This window comes from Seonamhaeicola marinus, from assembly GCF_008085455.1.
Genome location: NZ_VSDQ01000623.1, coordinates 1 through 547, shown reverse-complemented (window position 1 = coordinate 547; position 547 = coordinate 1). Strand labels below are relative to the sequence as shown.

General features: G+C 46.4%; 1 protein-coding gene. It reads right to left on the bottom strand.

What is annotated here, in order from left to right; translation table 11 throughout:
• The coding region (locus FUA24_RS10885) for a phosphomethylpyrimidine synthase ThiC (protein ID WP_187388253.1) at window positions 1–547 on the bottom strand (547 nt) is incomplete at both ends.

The window sequence follows — 547 nt, the reverse complement described above, 5'->3', positions numbered from 1 at the left end:
CCCCTTCGGCAGGCAAGGTTTCATCATGGAATTCGCGTGCTTTTTCGGGGTCTAAACCTAAGTTAAATTGGTCTTCCCAACGGAACTCAAAACGTGCTTTACTTAAGGCATTATCACGGTGTTGTGCTCCTGGGTGCCCTTTGGCTAAATCTGCCGCATGGGCTGCTAGTTTGTAAGTAACTACGCCCTCACGCACATCGTCTCTGTTTGGTAAGCCTAAATGTTCTTTTGGTGTTACGTAGCATAAAACAGCGCAACCGTACCATGCTATCATTGCAGCACCAATACCCGACGTAATGTGGTCATAACCCGGAGCAATATCTGTGGTTAATGGGCCTAAGGTGTAAAATGGTGCCTCATCGCAAGCCGCTAATTGCTTATCCATGTTTTCTTTTATCATGTGCATTGGTACATGACCTGGGCCTTCAATAAAGCATTGTACTTCATGTTTACGCGCTAATTTTGTTAGCTCGCCTAAGGTTTCTAATTCGGCAAATTGCGCTTGGTCATTGGCATCGGCAATAGAGCCTGGGCGTAAACCATCGCC